Here is a 14,602-nt window from a genome sequence, read left to right as displayed (position 1 = left end):
CAGGTGAACTTCAGGAAAAAATGAGGCAGCCCGGCTTTTGGCCTGGCTGGAGGACAGTTGTCGCTGCCGGGTGCCTCAAAGGGGATCAGCCCGCTGACCGATTAGCCAGCAGGGGATGGGCGGCATCAGGAGTCAGCCTGCCACCAAAGGCGCGATAGACTTCACTTAAGGCCACAAAGGTACGGTTTTGCGCCTGCACCAGATTGTCCCTGGCCGCCAATAAAGTACGTTCGCTGTCTAGCAGGTCCAGTAACTCAATGGCGCCGGCGTCGTATTGCAGTTGCGCCAGTTCCAGTGCCTGCTGACTGGCTAGCACCTGTGCTTCAAGCAAATGGGTTTGCTGCTGGCTCTTGCTGTAGTCGCTCAGAGCCGATTGTGCATCCGCCACAGCACCCAGCCATTGGCCTTGCAAATTGGCCAGCGCTTCACGCTCCCTGGCATTGGCAATGTCTATTTGCGCCTGTACGGAGGACAAATCCAATCCGGGCCAGCTTAGCCTGGGGGCCAGACTCCAGGCCCGGGTCTGACTGTCAAGACTGGTGCCGCCCAGCGACAGATAACCCAGAAAGCCGTTAACCGACAGCTCCGGATATTGGGCCGCCTCTGCCACGCCAATCCTGGCCGTCGCCGATGCCAGCCGGCGTTCAGCCAATTGCACATCCGGGCGTTGTCGCAGCAGTTCCTGAGGTTGTTCAATGGCAACCGGCTTATTCAACTGGGGTAGGTCGCTGTCCAGCCATTGCCAGTCGGTCAGTTTTTGCCGGCCGCCTGCCAGGGCCAGCAAGCTGTTTCGACTGCGCTCCGCCTGCGCTTGTAGGGCCGGAATACTGGCCTCTACGCCTTTAACCTGGGCATCGATACGCAGCAAATCCAGCTGTGACGCATAGCCTGACTCCAACCTGGCCTGAATAATAGTTCGGGTCCTGGCCAGGCTTTGCAGATTGCGTTTGGCAACGGCAACCCTGGCACTTAGCGCCTGACTGGTGGCATATTGATTGGCCACCTGGCTGAGCAGGTTAATCCGGATGTCACGCCAGGCCTGTTCACTGGCTTTGGCATCTGCCTCGGCGGCTTCAGTGGCGCGGCGCAATTTACCAAACAGATCCACTGTCCAGTTCAACTGTGCTCCCAAACGCAATGAGCGGCTATGTACCCGCTGGTCTCCCATTCCGGGTGTTAACTGATTCTGGGCCTGGTGGACGGCCTGGATATCACCGCTTGGCAGAATGTCGTTGCTGATATCCATAAATTGCGCATAAGCAGCGTCCACATTGGCCCTGGCCGCGGCCAGGGACGGGTTGTTCTTTAAAGTGGCTTCAATCAGTTGGTTAAGTTGGGGATCATCGAACTGACGCCACCACAAGGGGTCCTGGCTGACCCCTGACTGCACATTGGCAGTCAGGTCAGTGAGTTCTGTGGCGATTAATTCAGGTGTCTGGTAATCCGGCCCCACGGCACAGGCGCTGAGCACCGCCACGGCTAACGCAGCCAGTGGTATTCTGATAAGTGAATTAGTCATGGGCCAATGCTCCCTGAGCAGTTGCGGTTTGTGCTTGTTGTTTAGCCTTGCGGTTTCTCAACAGGTGGTAGAATACCGGGGTCAGGATCAGGCCGAAGATGGTGACACCAATCATGCCGGAGAATACCGCCACACCCATGGCCTGGCGCATTTCCGCACCAGCGCCGGATGACAACACCATAGGCACCACACCCATAATAAAGGCAATTGAAGTCATCAGAATGGGACGCAGACGCAGGCGACTGGCTTCCTTAATGGCTTCCATGGTACTCAGGCCTTTATCTTCCAGTTCTTTGGCAAACTCGACGATCAGTATGGCGTTTTTGGTGGCAAGCCCTACCAGCACGATAAAGCCTATCTGGGTGAAGATATTGTTGTCACCACCGTAGATAATCACCCCGGTCATGGCTGACAGCAATGTCATCGGCACAATCAGAATAATGGCCAGTGGCAGGGTCAGGCTCTCGTATTGCGCAGCCAGTACCAGGAACACCAACAGCACCACCAACGGGAAGACCAGCATGGCGGTATTGCCAGCCAGAATTTGCTGATAGGTCAGTTCTGTCCACTCGTATGTCATGCCCAGAGGCAAGGTTTCATCCAGAATGCGTTCAATGGCAGCCTTGGCCTGACCGGAGCTGAAGCCGGGGGCGGGAGCACCGTTTACTTCGGCCGTCGGATAGGCATTGTAGTGCATCACCCGGTCTGGCCCTGCGCCATGGTGAGCGCTTAAGAATGAACCCAGTGGGATCATATGACCATCCTGATTACGTACCTTAAGCTGGGCAATCTGCTCTGGCTCCTGACGGAAACGCTCATCGGCCTGCACATTAACCTGATAGGTGCGACCAAACTGGTTAAAGTCATTCACATACACCGAACCCAGATAAGCTTGCATGGTCTGGAACAGGGTATTCATATCCACACCCTGGCTCATGGCTTTGGTGCGGTCCAGTTCCACATCCAGTTGCGGCACATTAACCTGGAAGCTGGAGAAATTACCGGTTAACTCAGGCGCCGCCCAGGCTTTACCGACGACTTCCTGAGTCACCCGGTACAGTTCTTCAAAACCAAGGCCTGCGCGGTCCTGAATTTGCAGCCTGAAGCCGCCTATGGTGCCCAGACCTTGTACCGGCGGGGGCGGGAAGATGGCGATAAAAGCCCCCTTAATCGCGCCAAATTGTTGGTTTAACTGCGCAGCAATGGCGCCGGCAGACAGCTCAGGGCTGGTCCGCTGATCAAAAGGCTTAAGGGCTGCGAACACAATGCCGCTGCTGGGACTGTTGGTAAAGCCGTTGATATTCAGGCCTGGGAAGGCCACCGCATTTTCCACGCCTGGATGCTGAAGCATAATGTCAGACATTTCACGGATCACCGCTTCGGTTCTGTCCAGAGAGGCAGCATCGGGCAACTGGGCAAAAGACACCAGATACATCTTATCCTGACCCGGTACATAGCCCGTCGGCGTGCTAGAAAACTGCTGATAGGTCAGCGCCATCAGGCCGGCATACAGCACCAGAATAATGCCACTCATGCGCACCAGTTTGCCAACTCCCTGGGTGTAACCCTTGGCGCCGCGGTCAAACAGGCGGTTGAAGGGGCCAAACAGCCAGCCGCCAAACACTTTATCCATACCCCGGGTCAGCCAGTCCTTAGGCGCGTTGTTGCTTTTCAGTAACAGTGCAGACAGGGCCGGGCTCAACGTCAGGGAGTTAATGGCCGAGATCACGGTAGAAATCGTAATGGTCAGGGCGAATTGTTTGTAGAACTGGCCGGTCAGACCCGACATAAAAGCGGTAGGAATAAATACTGCCGCCAGCACCAATGTGGTTGCCACAATGGGGCCTGTGACTTCACGCATGGCCTGCTTAGTCGCTTCCACCGGGCTTAAACCATCGTGAATATTACGTTCAACGTTTTCCACCACGACGATGGCGTCATCCACCACAATACCGATGGCCAGTACCAGTCCAAACAGCGACAGCGCGTTCAGGGAAAAGCCCATCAGGTGCATAATGGCAAAGGTACCCACCAGCGAAATCGGCACCGCCACCAACGGAATGACCGAAGCGCGCCAGGTTTGCAGGAACAGCACCACAACCAATACCACCAGCAGGATAGCTTCCAGCAGGGTGTTGATAACGGCTTTGATGGAGCCACGCACAAATACCGTAGGATCATAAACAATCTGATAATCCACCCCTTGTGGGAAGGTCTTTTTCAGTTCGGCCATGGTGGCGCGCACATCGTCAGAAATCTGAATGGCGTTGGAGCCAGGTGCCTGGAATACCGGCAGTGCTACGGCAGGCTGGTTGTTCAGCAGCGAGCGCAGCGCATAGAAGTTGGAGCCCAGTTCAACCCGGCCCACATCGCGGATCCTAGAGATTTGTCCGTTTTCACCCACCTTGATAATAATGTTGGCGAACTCTTCCTCGTCAGCCAGGCGACCTTTAACGTTAATCAATAACTGGAAGTCACTGTTACCAGTGGGCTGAGCGCCCAGACTGCCCGCTGCTGCTTGCTGGTTCTGAGCCCGAATTGCAGCCACCACGTCGCCCGGATTAAGGTTCAGAGCGGCGACTTTTTCGGGATCCAGCCACACGCGCATGCTGTATTCACCGGCACCAAACAGCCTTACATTGCCCACACCTTCAATGCGTGCCAGTTCGTCTTTAACATTCTGGTGAGCGAAGTTGGACAGATACAACATATCGTATCTTTCATCCGGCGAAATCAAGTGCACCACCATGGTCAAATCCGGTGATGACTTCTCCGTCACCACGCCTAAACGCTGTACTTCCTGTGGCAAACGAGGAATGGCGCGGTTGACCCGGTTTTGAACCAAAGTTGTGGCGTCATCCGGGTCGGTGCCGATGGCAAACGTGATGGTCAGGGTCATACGGCCATCAGAGGTGGCCTGAGAAGACATATACAGCATGTTTTCCACGCCGTTGATTTCCTGCTCAAGCGGTGAGGCTACGGTTTCGGCAATCACTTTGGGATTGGCACCAGGGTAGTTAGCCGTGACCACCACTGTGGGGGGCACAACTTCTGGGTACTCGGTAATGGGCAGCTTCCATACCGCCAGGGCACCGGCGATGAAAATCATCAGCGACAATACCCCGGCAAAAATGGGCCGTTGAATAAAAAATTGCGAGAAATTCATCTTAGCCTCCTACCACGCTGCTGGTAGCAGATTGCTTAGCTAATTGTTCGGTGCCAAATTGCGCATCCAGACGAGCCTGCATCGCTTGCAATTGCTCAAGCTTGGCCTGGCTGGTCATATTGACAAACTCCGGACTGACCGGGGTGCCAGGGCGTACACGCTGCAAACCATTAACCACAATTCGGTCTTCTGCTTGCAGGCCGGATTTGATAATGCGCAGGCCCTCTAGTTTCTCACCCAGTTGTACGGCACGGTATTGCACCTGATTGGCCTCATCCAGTACCAGTACAAACTTATTGCTAAGATCGGTGCCTATGGCGCGGTCTTCAATCAGAATGCCGTTGTAGCTGGCGCTGCCGGTTAGTTTGATGCGCGCGAACAAACCTGGCAGGAACTGGCCTTCGGCATTGTTAAATACTGCGCGGGCACGAATGGTACCGGTGGATGGGTCAATCTGGTTGTCCATAAAATCCACCACGCCTTCATAAGGGTAACCGCTGTCACTGGCCAGCCCCATAAACACCGGGTGTTCGGCATCACGGGCGCTGGCGCGGGTGCCCTCTTTGGCCAGTTTCAGATAGTTAAGGTAGGTTTGCTCATCGGCATCAAAGTAGGCGTAAACCTTATCGGTGGAAACGATAGTGGTCAGCAGGCTTTGTCCGGCATTCACATAGTTGCCTTTGGTGATAAGCGCGCGTGATACACGACCGGATATAGGCGCTTCCACTCTGGTGTAGCCGCGGTTCAAACGGGCAATATCCAGTGCTGCGGTGACCGAGTGAATGCGAGCCTTGGCCTGTTGCAACTGGGCGCGACGATTGTCTACCACTTCCTCGGAAATGGCAGACTGGCGGGCCAGTTTCAGGGCCCGATCATATTCACTTTGCGCCAAATCCACCTGGCTTTGTGCTTGTTCCAGCTCACCTTCAAGGCGGCTGACTTCCGCCTTGAAGGGGCGGTTATCTATAAAGAACAGTGGATCACCGGCTTTGACCAGAGCGCCTTCTTCAAAGGCAACCATATCAATATAGCCGGAGACTCTGGGGCGCAGTTCAACCGTTTGCGGTGCTTCAAGGCGGCCAGTAAACTCATCCCATTCGGTGATACGTTGATTGATAACCGGTGCGACCGACACCTGCGGTGCCTGCATCTGGTGGTCGTTCTGAACGTCTGTACCACAGGCGCTTAGCAGGGCCAGTGAGCTGAGTAATAAGCCCGCAGGTAATAAATGCTTGGGGTTCATGTGTCTCTCCATAAAGTTAGCCAATTGCGACGCTGGCAAGTATGGGAGCACCAAGTAAATAAAAAAAATTATAAATTTATATGATACATATCAGTCTGGGTGATGTATTATTTTGTTTAACAATTCAACAGGAGCACACTGATGCGACATCAGGACCTGAATCTACTGATGATTTTTGACGCCATCATGACAGAAGGCGCTATTACCCGGGCCGCAGATCGTCTGGCCATGACCCAGCCTGCTGTGTCTAATGCCTTATCCAGAATGCGCAGTGCCTGGAAAGATGAGTTGTTTGTTAAGGATGGACGGGGCATTCAACCCACGGTGTTTGCGCAGAATTTGTGGAGCCAGATCCGCGACCCGTTGCGCCAGTTGGAAGATGCGGTGGATCCTACCTCCTTTGATCCGGCAACAGCAAGACGTACCTTCAGATTAGTGATATCCGATATTACCGTGAGCATGGTGTGGTCACCGCTGCGCCGTTATATTGAACAGCATGCCCCCAATATCAATATTCATGCTATTCCTAATACCATAGTGAATAATGAAAAGGCCCTAAATGACGCTGAAGTGGATATGGTGGCCGCTGGGCAGACCATGATGTCGAGCGTGATCCGCAGCGAATTTCTGTTCAGCCCCCGTTATGTTTGTGCCATGCGCCCTGGTCACCCGCTGGCAGGAAATGAACTGAGTCTGGAAGATTTTATTCGTGCCGAGCATCTACTGGTGTCCATGTCGGGAGATACCACCGGCGTAACCGATGTGGCGTTGTTGCAGTTGGGCATGACCCGGAGAGTGGCCATGTCGGTGAATCATTTTTCTGCCGTGGCGCCACTGCTTAAAGACAGCAATCTGATCTGTGTCGTGCCCTCTATGGCGATTGAGAAGGAAATCTTTAATGGTGAGCTGGCGGTTTATGAAACGCCGATTGAACTGCCGCCTACTCAGCTTGGCTTGTTATGGCATAAGCGTCAGGATGGTGATCAGGGGCTGATTTGGCTCAAAGGGGTATTAAGTGCAATGCTGCGTAAACGGGCTAATCAGCACTTTGCTGACCTGTCACGTTGCTGTCGCAAGGGCTATTGCCCGGATGCCATGGCCAAAATGATGGCATCCTCTGATAAGGCTAAGCTGGAACTGGTGGTGAATCAGGACAAGTAACTATGCCCATGCCGGGCATTATCAGATTCTTGTATCTGGTTGTCGGTTAAGAAAAAAATGACCAATCAAGGCACTTGACTGTCACATTTGAACGAGTTTCTACTAAGGTTAACCTAACAAAAATAAAAGGTTTCCTTATGCGCACCCTCTCGATCAAATTTCGTATCCTGCTGCTTGCCGCTGTGCCGACATTTTTGCTCGCGGTCTTGCTGACCTGGCTGGCTATCAGCAATGCCAATGACATTGTTGAAGACAGCCTTAAGCAGCAACGTCAGTCCCTGACGGAAGAAAAACGCAAAGAACTGGATGAACTGCTGGAAATGGCCATCAGTGCCACTCAGTCTGCCACTGACACTGAGCAGGTAAAGGCGATTTTACGCAAGCTCAGATACGATCACGGCAATAATTATTTCTTCGTATATGACACTCGTGGTGTGCAGGTGGTGAGTGCCGATAATCCCGAACGTGAAGGCAAAAATTTCTACGACAGCCGTTCACCAGAAGGGCGCAACCTGGTGCGTGAATATATTGAAGCGGCGCGCAAAGGTGGCGATTACATTGAGTATAACTGGCCGAAAGCCGGGCAAAGCCAGCCGAGTCCTAAGCTGGCCAAGGCCATAAAGTTTCCTGGCCAGGATTGGGTTATCGCCACTGGTTTTTATATTGACGATCTGGACCACACCCTGGCCGAGCTGGAAGCTAAACTGCGGGCGCAGAGTCGCAATAGCATGATCTCAATCCTGATACTGGCGGCATTGTTGCTGGCTGCTGCCCTGATCCTGGGGGCTTTACTTGCCCGTAGCATTATTCAACCGCTGAATGGTGCTGTGGCCGCAATGCAGAATATTGCCAGTGGTGAGGGGGATCTGACCCGGCGCCTGGACGAAAGCCTGGGGCATGAATTAGGGGCGCTGGCCAAAGCCTTCAATACTTTTGCCGGCAAAGTGGCGGCGCTGGTAGATAATGTGCGTGGGTCGGTTAAAACCCTGGCATTGTCCAGTGAAGAGCTGAGTCAGATTATGCAGCAGGCCGACGAAGGCGTGCGTCGTCAGCATAGTGAAAGTGACATGGTCGCGGTTGCGATGAACGAAATGTCTGCCGCGGCCCAGGAAGTGGCCAGCAGCGCCAGCAATGCTGCCGGAGCCACCGGTGAAGTTGAAAAACAGGTGAAAGGGGCATCGGTCAGATTAGACGATGCCATTAAGGTCATCGGTGGACTGGAAGTGAAGGTTAACACCGGCGTGGACGTTATTTCCAAAGTGGGGGAGGAGTCGAAAAATATTGGCTCGGTGCTGGAAGTGATCAGCGGTATTGCCGAACAGACTAATTTACTGGCCCTGAACGCCGCGATAGAAGCGGCTCGTGCCGGGGAGCAGGGGCGGGGTTTTGCTGTGGTGGCCGATGAGGTGCGCACCCTGGCAGCGCGCACGGCGGCAAGCACCGGGGAAATCAATCAGATGATTGGCCGTTTGCAAAGCGGTGCCAATGAGGCGGTCGGTGCGATCAGCTCAATTCGTGAAGGCAGTGAAGAGACGGTTAAACAAACCAAAGAGGTGGACAGAGCCTTAAAAGAAATCTACCAGGCAGTGACGACCATCAATGATATGAACAACCAGATTGCCGCCGCAGCTGAACAGCAAACTACCGTGTCTGAATCCATCAATGAAAATCTGCATACTATTGTCAGTATTGCCGAACAGTCGGCACGAGGCACGCAGGAAGCTAATAACATCTCCACCAGTTTAAATAAACTGGCGGCTGATTTGCAGGAACTGGTTGGCAGTTATAAAACCTGATAAGACCAACGCAGCACAAACCCAGATGATTGACCTTGAGACATCAGTGTCGGCTGCCAGTATTAACTGACACTGTGTCGGGGAGTTCAGATGCGTATTTTGCTGTTTTTACTGCTTTTGTCGTTACCTTTGCAGGCTCGTGAGGCATACCAGATTCGCGGGCTGGCACAGTTTGACGCAGAGCAGCAAAGTAAGCTGAAGGCCTGGTTAGACAAAGCGGTTAAGGCCAGTCAAACTGCCCTTGGTGAGTATCCTTTTACCATGGCATTGCATCTGCACCCGCGCAAGGCCAATCAGCCGGTGCCCTGGGCCAATACCTGGCGGCAGGAGCAGCAAAGTGTGCATTTTTATGTGGATACCCGCTTTCCCTTGCAACGCTTCGTCAATGACTGGACCGCCTATCATGAACTCAGCCACCTGGCGATTCCTTATCTTGGCAGTTGGAACAGTTGGTTTGCCGAAGGCTTTGCCAGCTTTATGCAGTATCAGTTAATGGCTGATGCCGGGGTGCTTGAAGGCAGCTTGGAAGATGCCTATCGAAGCAAAATCAAACCCCAGGCACGCTGGTATAACAGCCAATATAGTGCCGCCAGTGTGGCCAGACGCTTAATGAAAAATCGCCAATATGCGGCGGCGTACTGGGGAGGAGCCTGGTTTTTTGTGTTGGCTGACCGTCAGTTAAGGCAGGATTATGGCAAAGGACTCAGTCAACTTATCAGCGAATATCAGTCTTGCTGTCGAAACGAGTCAGAAGATATCCAGCAGTTAGTAACAGCACTGGATGCCATGTTGGAAAAGCCGGTGTTTGTGCCGCTTTTACAGCGATTTGAGCAGGCACCGGCCAGGGATATATTCAGAGAATGGCTGGAAAGTGGCAGTAACGAATAGCGTTTTTACCCTTTTGTTTAATGCTGTACATGAGTTCATCTACCATTTTCAGCAAATGATCAATATGCTCTGGTGCTTGTGTACAAGACAAAACCCCAATGCTGAAGGTCACCGGGCAGTGCTGTTTGGCCATTTCCTCCAGCAACTGATGGTGCAGGCGGTCTAACATAAATTTAGCAACGTTTTGTGGTGTTTCCGGTAGCAGCAGAACAAATTCATCACCCCCGATACGAGCCACAGTATCACTGCTGCGCAGACAGCTTTGCAGCCTCCGGGCAATGTTCTGAAGAAGATTATCACCGGCCAGATGGCCATGCAGATCATTCACCTGCTTAAAGTTATCCAGATCCAGATAGGCCAGACTAAAAGGGCGTTGATAGCGGCTGCATCGTTCTAATTCATACTCAGCCAGCTCCATAAAAGCCCGGCGATTGGCACAGCCGGTCAGCGCATCAATGCGGGCCAGTTGCCGTTCCCGTTTCAGCCCTTCGGTCAGAGCATCCTGCATTTGCTTAATATCTGTCATATCGCGGACGGTACAAATCACCAGTTTTTTGTCGTCCAGCACCAGCGGGCTGAGCATAATGTCGACAGGAAAGGTGTCACCCTGACTTTTTTGTCCATATAACGTCATAACCGCACCCATCATGCGGCGTTGCGGTGTCTGCATATACTGTTGAATATGTTGATGATGAGCCGAACGCTGCTCCTGCGGAATCAGACGGCTGACCATTTCGCCCTCAAGGTAGCGGGGCGGGTAGCCGAATAATTCCTCCAACAGGTGGTTGCAGATTAAAATTTGCCCTTCCGAATCCACCACCAGCGTGGCGTCCGGCATAGCATTAAGCAGGTCTTGCAGTGGCAACGAAGGATTAAACATTACAACTCCCCGAAAGTCATTCGGGGGTATTGTATTCAATCCTTGTGCTGTTTTTTTGACCTGGATCTATCGCTCGAGTGGAAAAATTCCAAACAGTGCGCTCCTTTTACTCCTATTCGCGCTGCAAAGGGATTGCAATGGGCCTGATGGGGGCGGCATCTGCACCACGCAGCTTCAGTGACGCGGCGATAAACACAAACTCATAAACCTTATCTCTGGCCAGGGATTCAAGGTTGACCAATTCCATAATGGGCACGCCTTGCTGGGCTAACAGGTAGGTATGCACGGGCACATAGTTACCTGTTACTTCAGAAGGGAAGGATTCAAAGCTCAGGTTATCCGCACCAACCAGCATAGCCTGGCCCTGTTCTGCCAGATATCGTGCTGCCTGCATACCCAGTCCAGGGGCATTTTGCATATAGGCTGCGGCATTTTCATAATCCTGCATACGGCCGGTACGGATTAGCACCACATCGCCTTTTTGCAGTGTCATCTGCTGTGTTTGCAAAGCAGCCTGGATATCTTCGGCGCTGATCCTGTAGTTGTCGGCCAGTTGCGTTAATCCCTTGCTGGCGGCAATATCCAGCAATACGCCTCTGGCAATAATAGGTGGGATGGTCTCGGCACCGCTACGTTGCCAGCCCTTATCTCCCAAGTGCTTGTCGGCATGAAAGCCGTTATAGATTTCACCATTCAGACCAAAATGGCTGAGTGCATCGATATGGGTACCCATATGGGTATACATGGAAATCGCGCTGCCGGAATAGCTTACATGCTTATTCACTGCGTCTCCCTGGCCCAGAACATTGTCGACCACAGCACCTCTTGGGGTATGGGTCATCCAGATTTGGTAGGTCGGATCGCCCGCCGCCTGCCAACTTGGCATACCGACAAAATATTCTACTGACAGGTCATACACTTCATTCCAGTCTGCTCGGGACAGCAATAGATTGCGCTGCACCGCGGTGTTCAGATTCAGTCTGCCCAGCTCGTCGTCTTTGCCCCAGGGGCTGGTGCCGACCTTGGCATCAGATGAGACCTGTTGCGCCGCGGTTTGATGCGCCATTGATGGTGTCACTTGCAATAACAGGCTAACCAGTACGGCAACGGATTTCGCTACAGGGTTGTTCATACGGTGGCCTCCAATTGCGTTATTTCCTGATTCAGCAGGCTGCGCATCTGGCCTTGCGTGAGGGTGCTGGAAATCAGGGTGGAATCATTGATATACAGGCTGGGAATCGAGCGAACCTGTAAATGCCTGGCTCTGGCGTTATCCAGTTCTACTGCTTTGATGACATCCTGGCTTTGCATCAGTCTGGCAATTTCACCGGCGTCAAAGCCTTGCTCTGCCGCAATATCCAATAAGGTAGGCTGGTCGCCGATATTACGGTTGTCACGTAAATGCGCGGTTTGAATAGCGTCAAACAACACCCAGTGGCCTTGCTGACCTTGTAATTTTTCGGCACTTTTGGCTGCCAGCGCCGCCTGATAGCCACTGGGGTAGTTAAATGGTTGAGCGCGCATGCCTTCGATATTAAAACGCTCAGGCTGCTCGGCCTGGCGCTGACAAGCTTGCCAGTGACGCAGGATTTCTTCTTTAGCCCCTTGCATCGAGCCGAAGCGGGCCACCATTTCCTGCTCATTACGTTGCAACACAAAGGCCCGGTGGATCACTTCTAGGCCCAGCTCCTGTGCAACCACTTTTAGCCTGGGTGACTGTAAATAACACCAGCCGCATACGGCATCATGGAAAAACTCTACGCGAATCATTGTATTACTCTGTTGGTTAATCAGTGTGAACAGAGTAATCAATGGCCCATAAGATGAATAATGAGGCTTTTCAGGGAATTTGATAGAAGATTTCTATCAATTCAGCAAGGCATCCCGCAGGGTCTGCAACACAGGATCATCCTGGTATGTGGGGTAGTAACCCAGTTGCAGGGCAACCTGGCGACATCCGCCATCCTGTAACGAAAGTTTGCTAAGCTCGCCGTTTTTAAGTGGAAGGCTGATCAGCCAGTCTGGCAGCCAGGCATAACCCAGTCCCGAGCTAACCGCCGCCAGTGCGGCCTGAGCATCATAAACCGACAAGCGTTGGGTGCTGCCCAGCCAGCCGGAGTTAGTGTTTTGCCTCAGCCCCATATCAGATATCACTATCTGGCGATGGCAGGTCAGATCATCAAGCTTAAGATCTTTGCTTGTGGCCAGTTTATGCTCGTTGCTGACTACCGCCCATAGCTGCACTGAGGTAAGTGGATAGCTGATTATCTGCGCTGGCAAACGACTGCCGATCGCCAGATCCACATGGCCGTCCTCCAGCAATTCTGCGGCTCTGGACAAACTGCTTTGCTGCACTTTGAAATTGGTTTGTGGGTAGGCGCGCAGCACCTGTTGCAACGCCGCATGCCAGTAAGTCGGTGGCAGTAATACATCCACCGCCAGACGTAATTGCCTGGCTGGCTGATTGAAACTGATGGCCTGATCTTCCAGATGCTGCGCCTGACTTACCAATAACTTGGCTTGTGGCAGCAAGCTCTGGCCAAAGGGCGTCAGTATCGCCTTACGGCCCTGAATGTTGAACAGATCTTTACCCAGCAACTGCTCTATCTTGTGAATGCCATGACTGATAGTGGGCTGGGTTTTAAACAACATCTCGCCTGCCTGGGCAAAACCACCGGCCTCCACCACTGCTACAAACATCTTCCATTGTTCCAGACTGACTTTGCTCATAAACGCTTCCTGATACTTGCTTGGGCACGGGTTATACCGGGATTTGCATGACAGGCCAAGTGTTATCCCTGTGGCAGCGGGTACGGCTGACGGCTGATAAACTTATGATAGCACCAGCCGCAGGCTGTAATCAGCAAGGCACCACAAAGTACTGGCGTGAGTAAAAACAGCCAATCCTGACCGCTCAGCATCACTACCAAAGGGTTGGCACCGGCCGGTGGATGAGTGGTGCGGGTTAGCAGCATCAGCGCGATGGCTAGCCCCATGGCCAGGCTGATAGACAGCGGCGTTACCCCCATAGCCTGCATAACGCCAAGGCCGATAAAGGTCGTCAGTAAGTGACCGAAAATAATGTTTTTCGGTTGTGCCAGTGGACTGCTGGGCAGGCCAAACAGAATCACCATAGTGGCGCCAAATGGTGCCATTAACCAGATATGTTGTTGCCAGCTATCCAGATGCGTTAACAGCAGTGTACAGAGTGTTGCGCCAAGGCCGGCGACCAGGGCCGGATGGGTCACAATATGTTTTGCAGAGTTCATAGAGTTCCTTGAGTAGACAAATCGGTCTACTCTGGATGGTAGACAATGTTGTCTACCTCTGTCAATATCATCCCGGTTCTCAATGCAAAGGCCGAACTAATGGACAAGCGTCAACAGTTGATCAGCACCGCGTTTACGTTGTTTTATCAGCAGGGTATTCATGCCGTGGGGATTAACCTGATTCTGGATACAAGCGGTATCGCTAAAAAAACCTTGTATCACCACTTCGCTACTAAAGAAGACCTGCTATTGGCCGTGCTGGAATACCGGGACAGCGTTTTCCGTGACTGGTTGGCGAGTCGATTGCGTCAGGCGGGAAGCGGGCGTATTGCAAGCCTGGCATTGTTTGATGCCCTGGATGACTGGTTTAACGACAGGGTGGCGGTGTTACAACCCTTTGCGGGCTGCTTTTTTATCAACTGCTGTGCAGAGTTTGGCGATGTAACACATCCGGTGCATCGTCATTGTGCCAGGCATAAGGCGGATATTCAGGCGTTGCTATCTGAGTTGTTGCAGCAGGATGGCATGTCCTATCAGCAAGCCAGCGCAGTGGCGGCCAGATTATGCCTGCTGAAAGAAGGCGCCATTGTGCAGGCCTATGTTTGTGGTGAACTGGAGGCGGCAAAACTGGCCAAATCCCTGGCCATGGAGATTGTGAAAGGTGCGGATATCAATTGATA

Annotated in this window: 12 protein-coding genes; 4 read left to right on the top strand and 8 right to left on the bottom strand. The window is 52.8% G+C overall.

Annotated elements, in window-relative coordinates; genetic code table 11:
* Positions 1–85 precede the first annotated feature (85 nt).
* Genes CSR04_RS08900 through CSR04_RS08890 form a run of 3 tightly spaced genes read right to left on the bottom strand, consistent with a single transcriptional unit; the run spans position 86 to position 5,928 of the window.
* Positions 86–1,519 carry an efflux transporter outer membrane subunit gene (locus CSR04_RS08900; protein ID WP_102795906.1) on the bottom strand — a complete coding sequence of 478 codons (1,434 nt, stop codon included), beginning with the start codon at positions 1,517–1,519 and terminating at the stop codon, positions 86–88.
* Positions 1,512–4,685, bottom strand: a complete 3,174-nt coding sequence (locus CSR04_RS08895) for an efflux RND transporter permease subunit (RefSeq protein ID WP_102795905.1) — start codon at positions 4,683–4,685, stop codon at positions 1,512–1,514. Before CSR04_RS08895 ends, CSR04_RS08900 begins: the two co-directional genes overlap by 8 nt.
* 1 nt (position 4,686) lies before the next feature.
* Complete coding sequence (locus CSR04_RS08890) at positions 4,687–5,928, bottom strand: efflux RND transporter periplasmic adaptor subunit (RefSeq protein ID WP_216362534.1); 1,242 nt, start codon at positions 5,926–5,928, stop codon at positions 4,687–4,689.
* 141 nt (positions 5,929–6,069) lie between these two features.
* Between CSR04_RS08890 and CSR04_RS08885 the strand changes: the two genes are divergently transcribed.
* The 3 genes from CSR04_RS08885 (at position 6,070) to CSR04_RS25200 (ending at position 9,773) form a co-directional block, all read left to right on the top strand.
* Positions 6,070–7,089: a LysR family transcriptional regulator gene (locus CSR04_RS08885; RefSeq protein ID WP_102795903.1), complete on the top strand. Its 1,020-nt coding sequence runs from the start codon at positions 6,070–6,072 to the stop codon at positions 7,087–7,089.
* A 137-nt stretch (positions 7,090–7,226) separates the two neighbouring features.
* Entirely contained in the window at positions 7,227–8,885 is a 1,659-nt protein-coding gene (locus CSR04_RS08880; RefSeq protein ID WP_102795902.1) for a methyl-accepting chemotaxis protein, read from the top strand.
* A gap of 90 nt (positions 8,886–8,975) precedes the next feature.
* Positions 8,976–9,773, top strand: coding sequence for a hypothetical protein (locus tag CSR04_RS25200; RefSeq protein WP_245921491.1), 798 nt, complete (start codon positions 8,976–8,978; stop codon positions 9,771–9,773).
* Here the strand turns inward: CSR04_RS25200 and CSR04_RS08870 are convergent.
* The 5 genes from CSR04_RS08870 to CSR04_RS08850 form a co-directional block, all read right to left on the bottom strand.
* Positions 9,739–10,653, bottom strand: coding sequence for a sensor domain-containing diguanylate cyclase (locus CSR04_RS08870; RefSeq protein ID WP_102795901.1), 915 nt, complete (start codon positions 10,651–10,653; stop codon positions 9,739–9,741). The two genes, CSR04_RS25200 and CSR04_RS08870, sit on opposite strands and share 35 nt — an antisense overlap.
* A 112-nt stretch (positions 10,654–10,765) precedes the next feature.
* Positions 10,766–11,785: a cyclase family protein gene (locus tag CSR04_RS08865; protein ID WP_102795900.1), complete on the bottom strand. Its 1,020-nt coding sequence runs from the start codon at positions 11,783–11,785 to the stop codon at positions 10,766–10,768.
* Positions 11,782–12,423 (bottom strand): DsbA family oxidoreductase, encoded by a 642-nt coding sequence (locus CSR04_RS08860; RefSeq protein ID WP_216362533.1) that lies wholly within the window; start codon positions 12,421–12,423, stop codon positions 11,782–11,784. The genes CSR04_RS08865 and CSR04_RS08860 overlap by 4 nt, the downstream gene beginning before the upstream one ends.
* Before the next feature lie 96 nt (positions 12,424–12,519).
* The gene (locus tag CSR04_RS08855) at positions 12,520–13,383 is read right to left on the bottom strand and encodes a LysR family transcriptional regulator (RefSeq protein WP_102795899.1); all 864 of its coding nucleotides are present in this window, start codon (positions 13,381–13,383) and stop codon (positions 12,520–12,522) included.
* A 62-nt stretch (positions 13,384–13,445) separates the two neighbouring features.
* Positions 13,446–13,922 (bottom strand): HPP family protein, encoded by a 477-nt coding sequence (locus CSR04_RS08850; protein WP_102795898.1) that lies wholly within the window; start codon positions 13,920–13,922, stop codon positions 13,446–13,448.
* A 45-nt stretch (positions 13,923–13,967) separates the two neighbouring features.
* On the opposite strand from CSR04_RS08850, the gene CSR04_RS08845 reads away from it, so the two are divergent.
* Positions 13,968–14,600 carry a TetR/AcrR family transcriptional regulator gene (locus tag CSR04_RS08845; protein ID WP_216362532.1) on the top strand — a complete coding sequence of 211 codons (633 nt, stop codon included), beginning with the start codon at positions 13,968–13,970 and terminating at the stop codon, positions 14,598–14,600.
* Positions 14,601–14,602: the final 2 nt, after the last annotated feature.

Origin of the sequence: Bowmanella denitrificans, assembly GCF_002887595.1 — a bacterium.
In the GTDB taxonomy this organism is placed as follows: Bacteria; Pseudomonadota; Gammaproteobacteria; order Enterobacterales; family Alteromonadaceae; genus Bowmanella; species Bowmanella denitrificans.
This window is presented reverse-complemented; position numbering and strand designations above follow the sequence as displayed.

Coding starts and splice junctions, on each gene's coding strand:
- CSR04_RS08900 (WP_102795906.1), bottom strand. CDS start 1,519: ATGACTAATTCACTTATCAGAATACCACTGGCTGCGTTAGCCGTGGCG.
- CSR04_RS08895 (WP_102795905.1), bottom strand. CDS start 4,685: ATGAATTTCTCGCAATTTTTTATTCAACGGCCCATTTTTGCCGGGGTA.
- CSR04_RS08890 (WP_216362534.1), bottom strand. CDS start 5,928: ATGAACCCCAAGCATTTATTACCTGCGGGCTTATTACTCAGCTCACTG.
- CSR04_RS08885 (WP_102795903.1), top strand. CDS start 6,070: ATGCGACATCAGGACCTGAATCTACTGATGATTTTTGACGCCATCATG.
- CSR04_RS08880 (WP_102795902.1), top strand. CDS start 7,227: ATGCGCACCCTCTCGATCAAATTTCGTATCCTGCTGCTTGCCGCTGTG.
- CSR04_RS25200 (WP_245921491.1), top strand. CDS start 8,976: ATGCGTATTTTGCTGTTTTTACTGCTTTTGTCGTTACCTTTGCAGGCT.
- CSR04_RS08870 (WP_102795901.1), bottom strand. CDS start 10,653: ATGTTTAATCCTTCGTTGCCACTGCAAGACCTGCTTAATGCTATGCCG.
- CSR04_RS08865 (WP_102795900.1), bottom strand. CDS start 11,785: ATGAACAACCCTGTAGCGAAATCCGTTGCCGTACTGGTTAGCCTGTTA.
- CSR04_RS08860 (WP_216362533.1), bottom strand. CDS start 12,423: ATGATTCGCGTAGAGTTTTTCCATGATGCCGTATGCGGCTGGTGTTAT.
- CSR04_RS08855 (WP_102795899.1), bottom strand. CDS start 13,383: ATGAGCAAAGTCAGTCTGGAACAATGGAAGATGTTTGTAGCAGTGGTG.
- CSR04_RS08850 (WP_102795898.1), bottom strand. CDS start 13,922: ATGAACTCTGCAAAACATATTGTGACCCATCCGGCCCTGGTCGCCGGC.
- CSR04_RS08845 (WP_216362532.1), top strand. CDS start 13,968: ATGTTGTCTACCTCTGTCAATATCATCCCGGTTCTCAATGCAAAGGCC.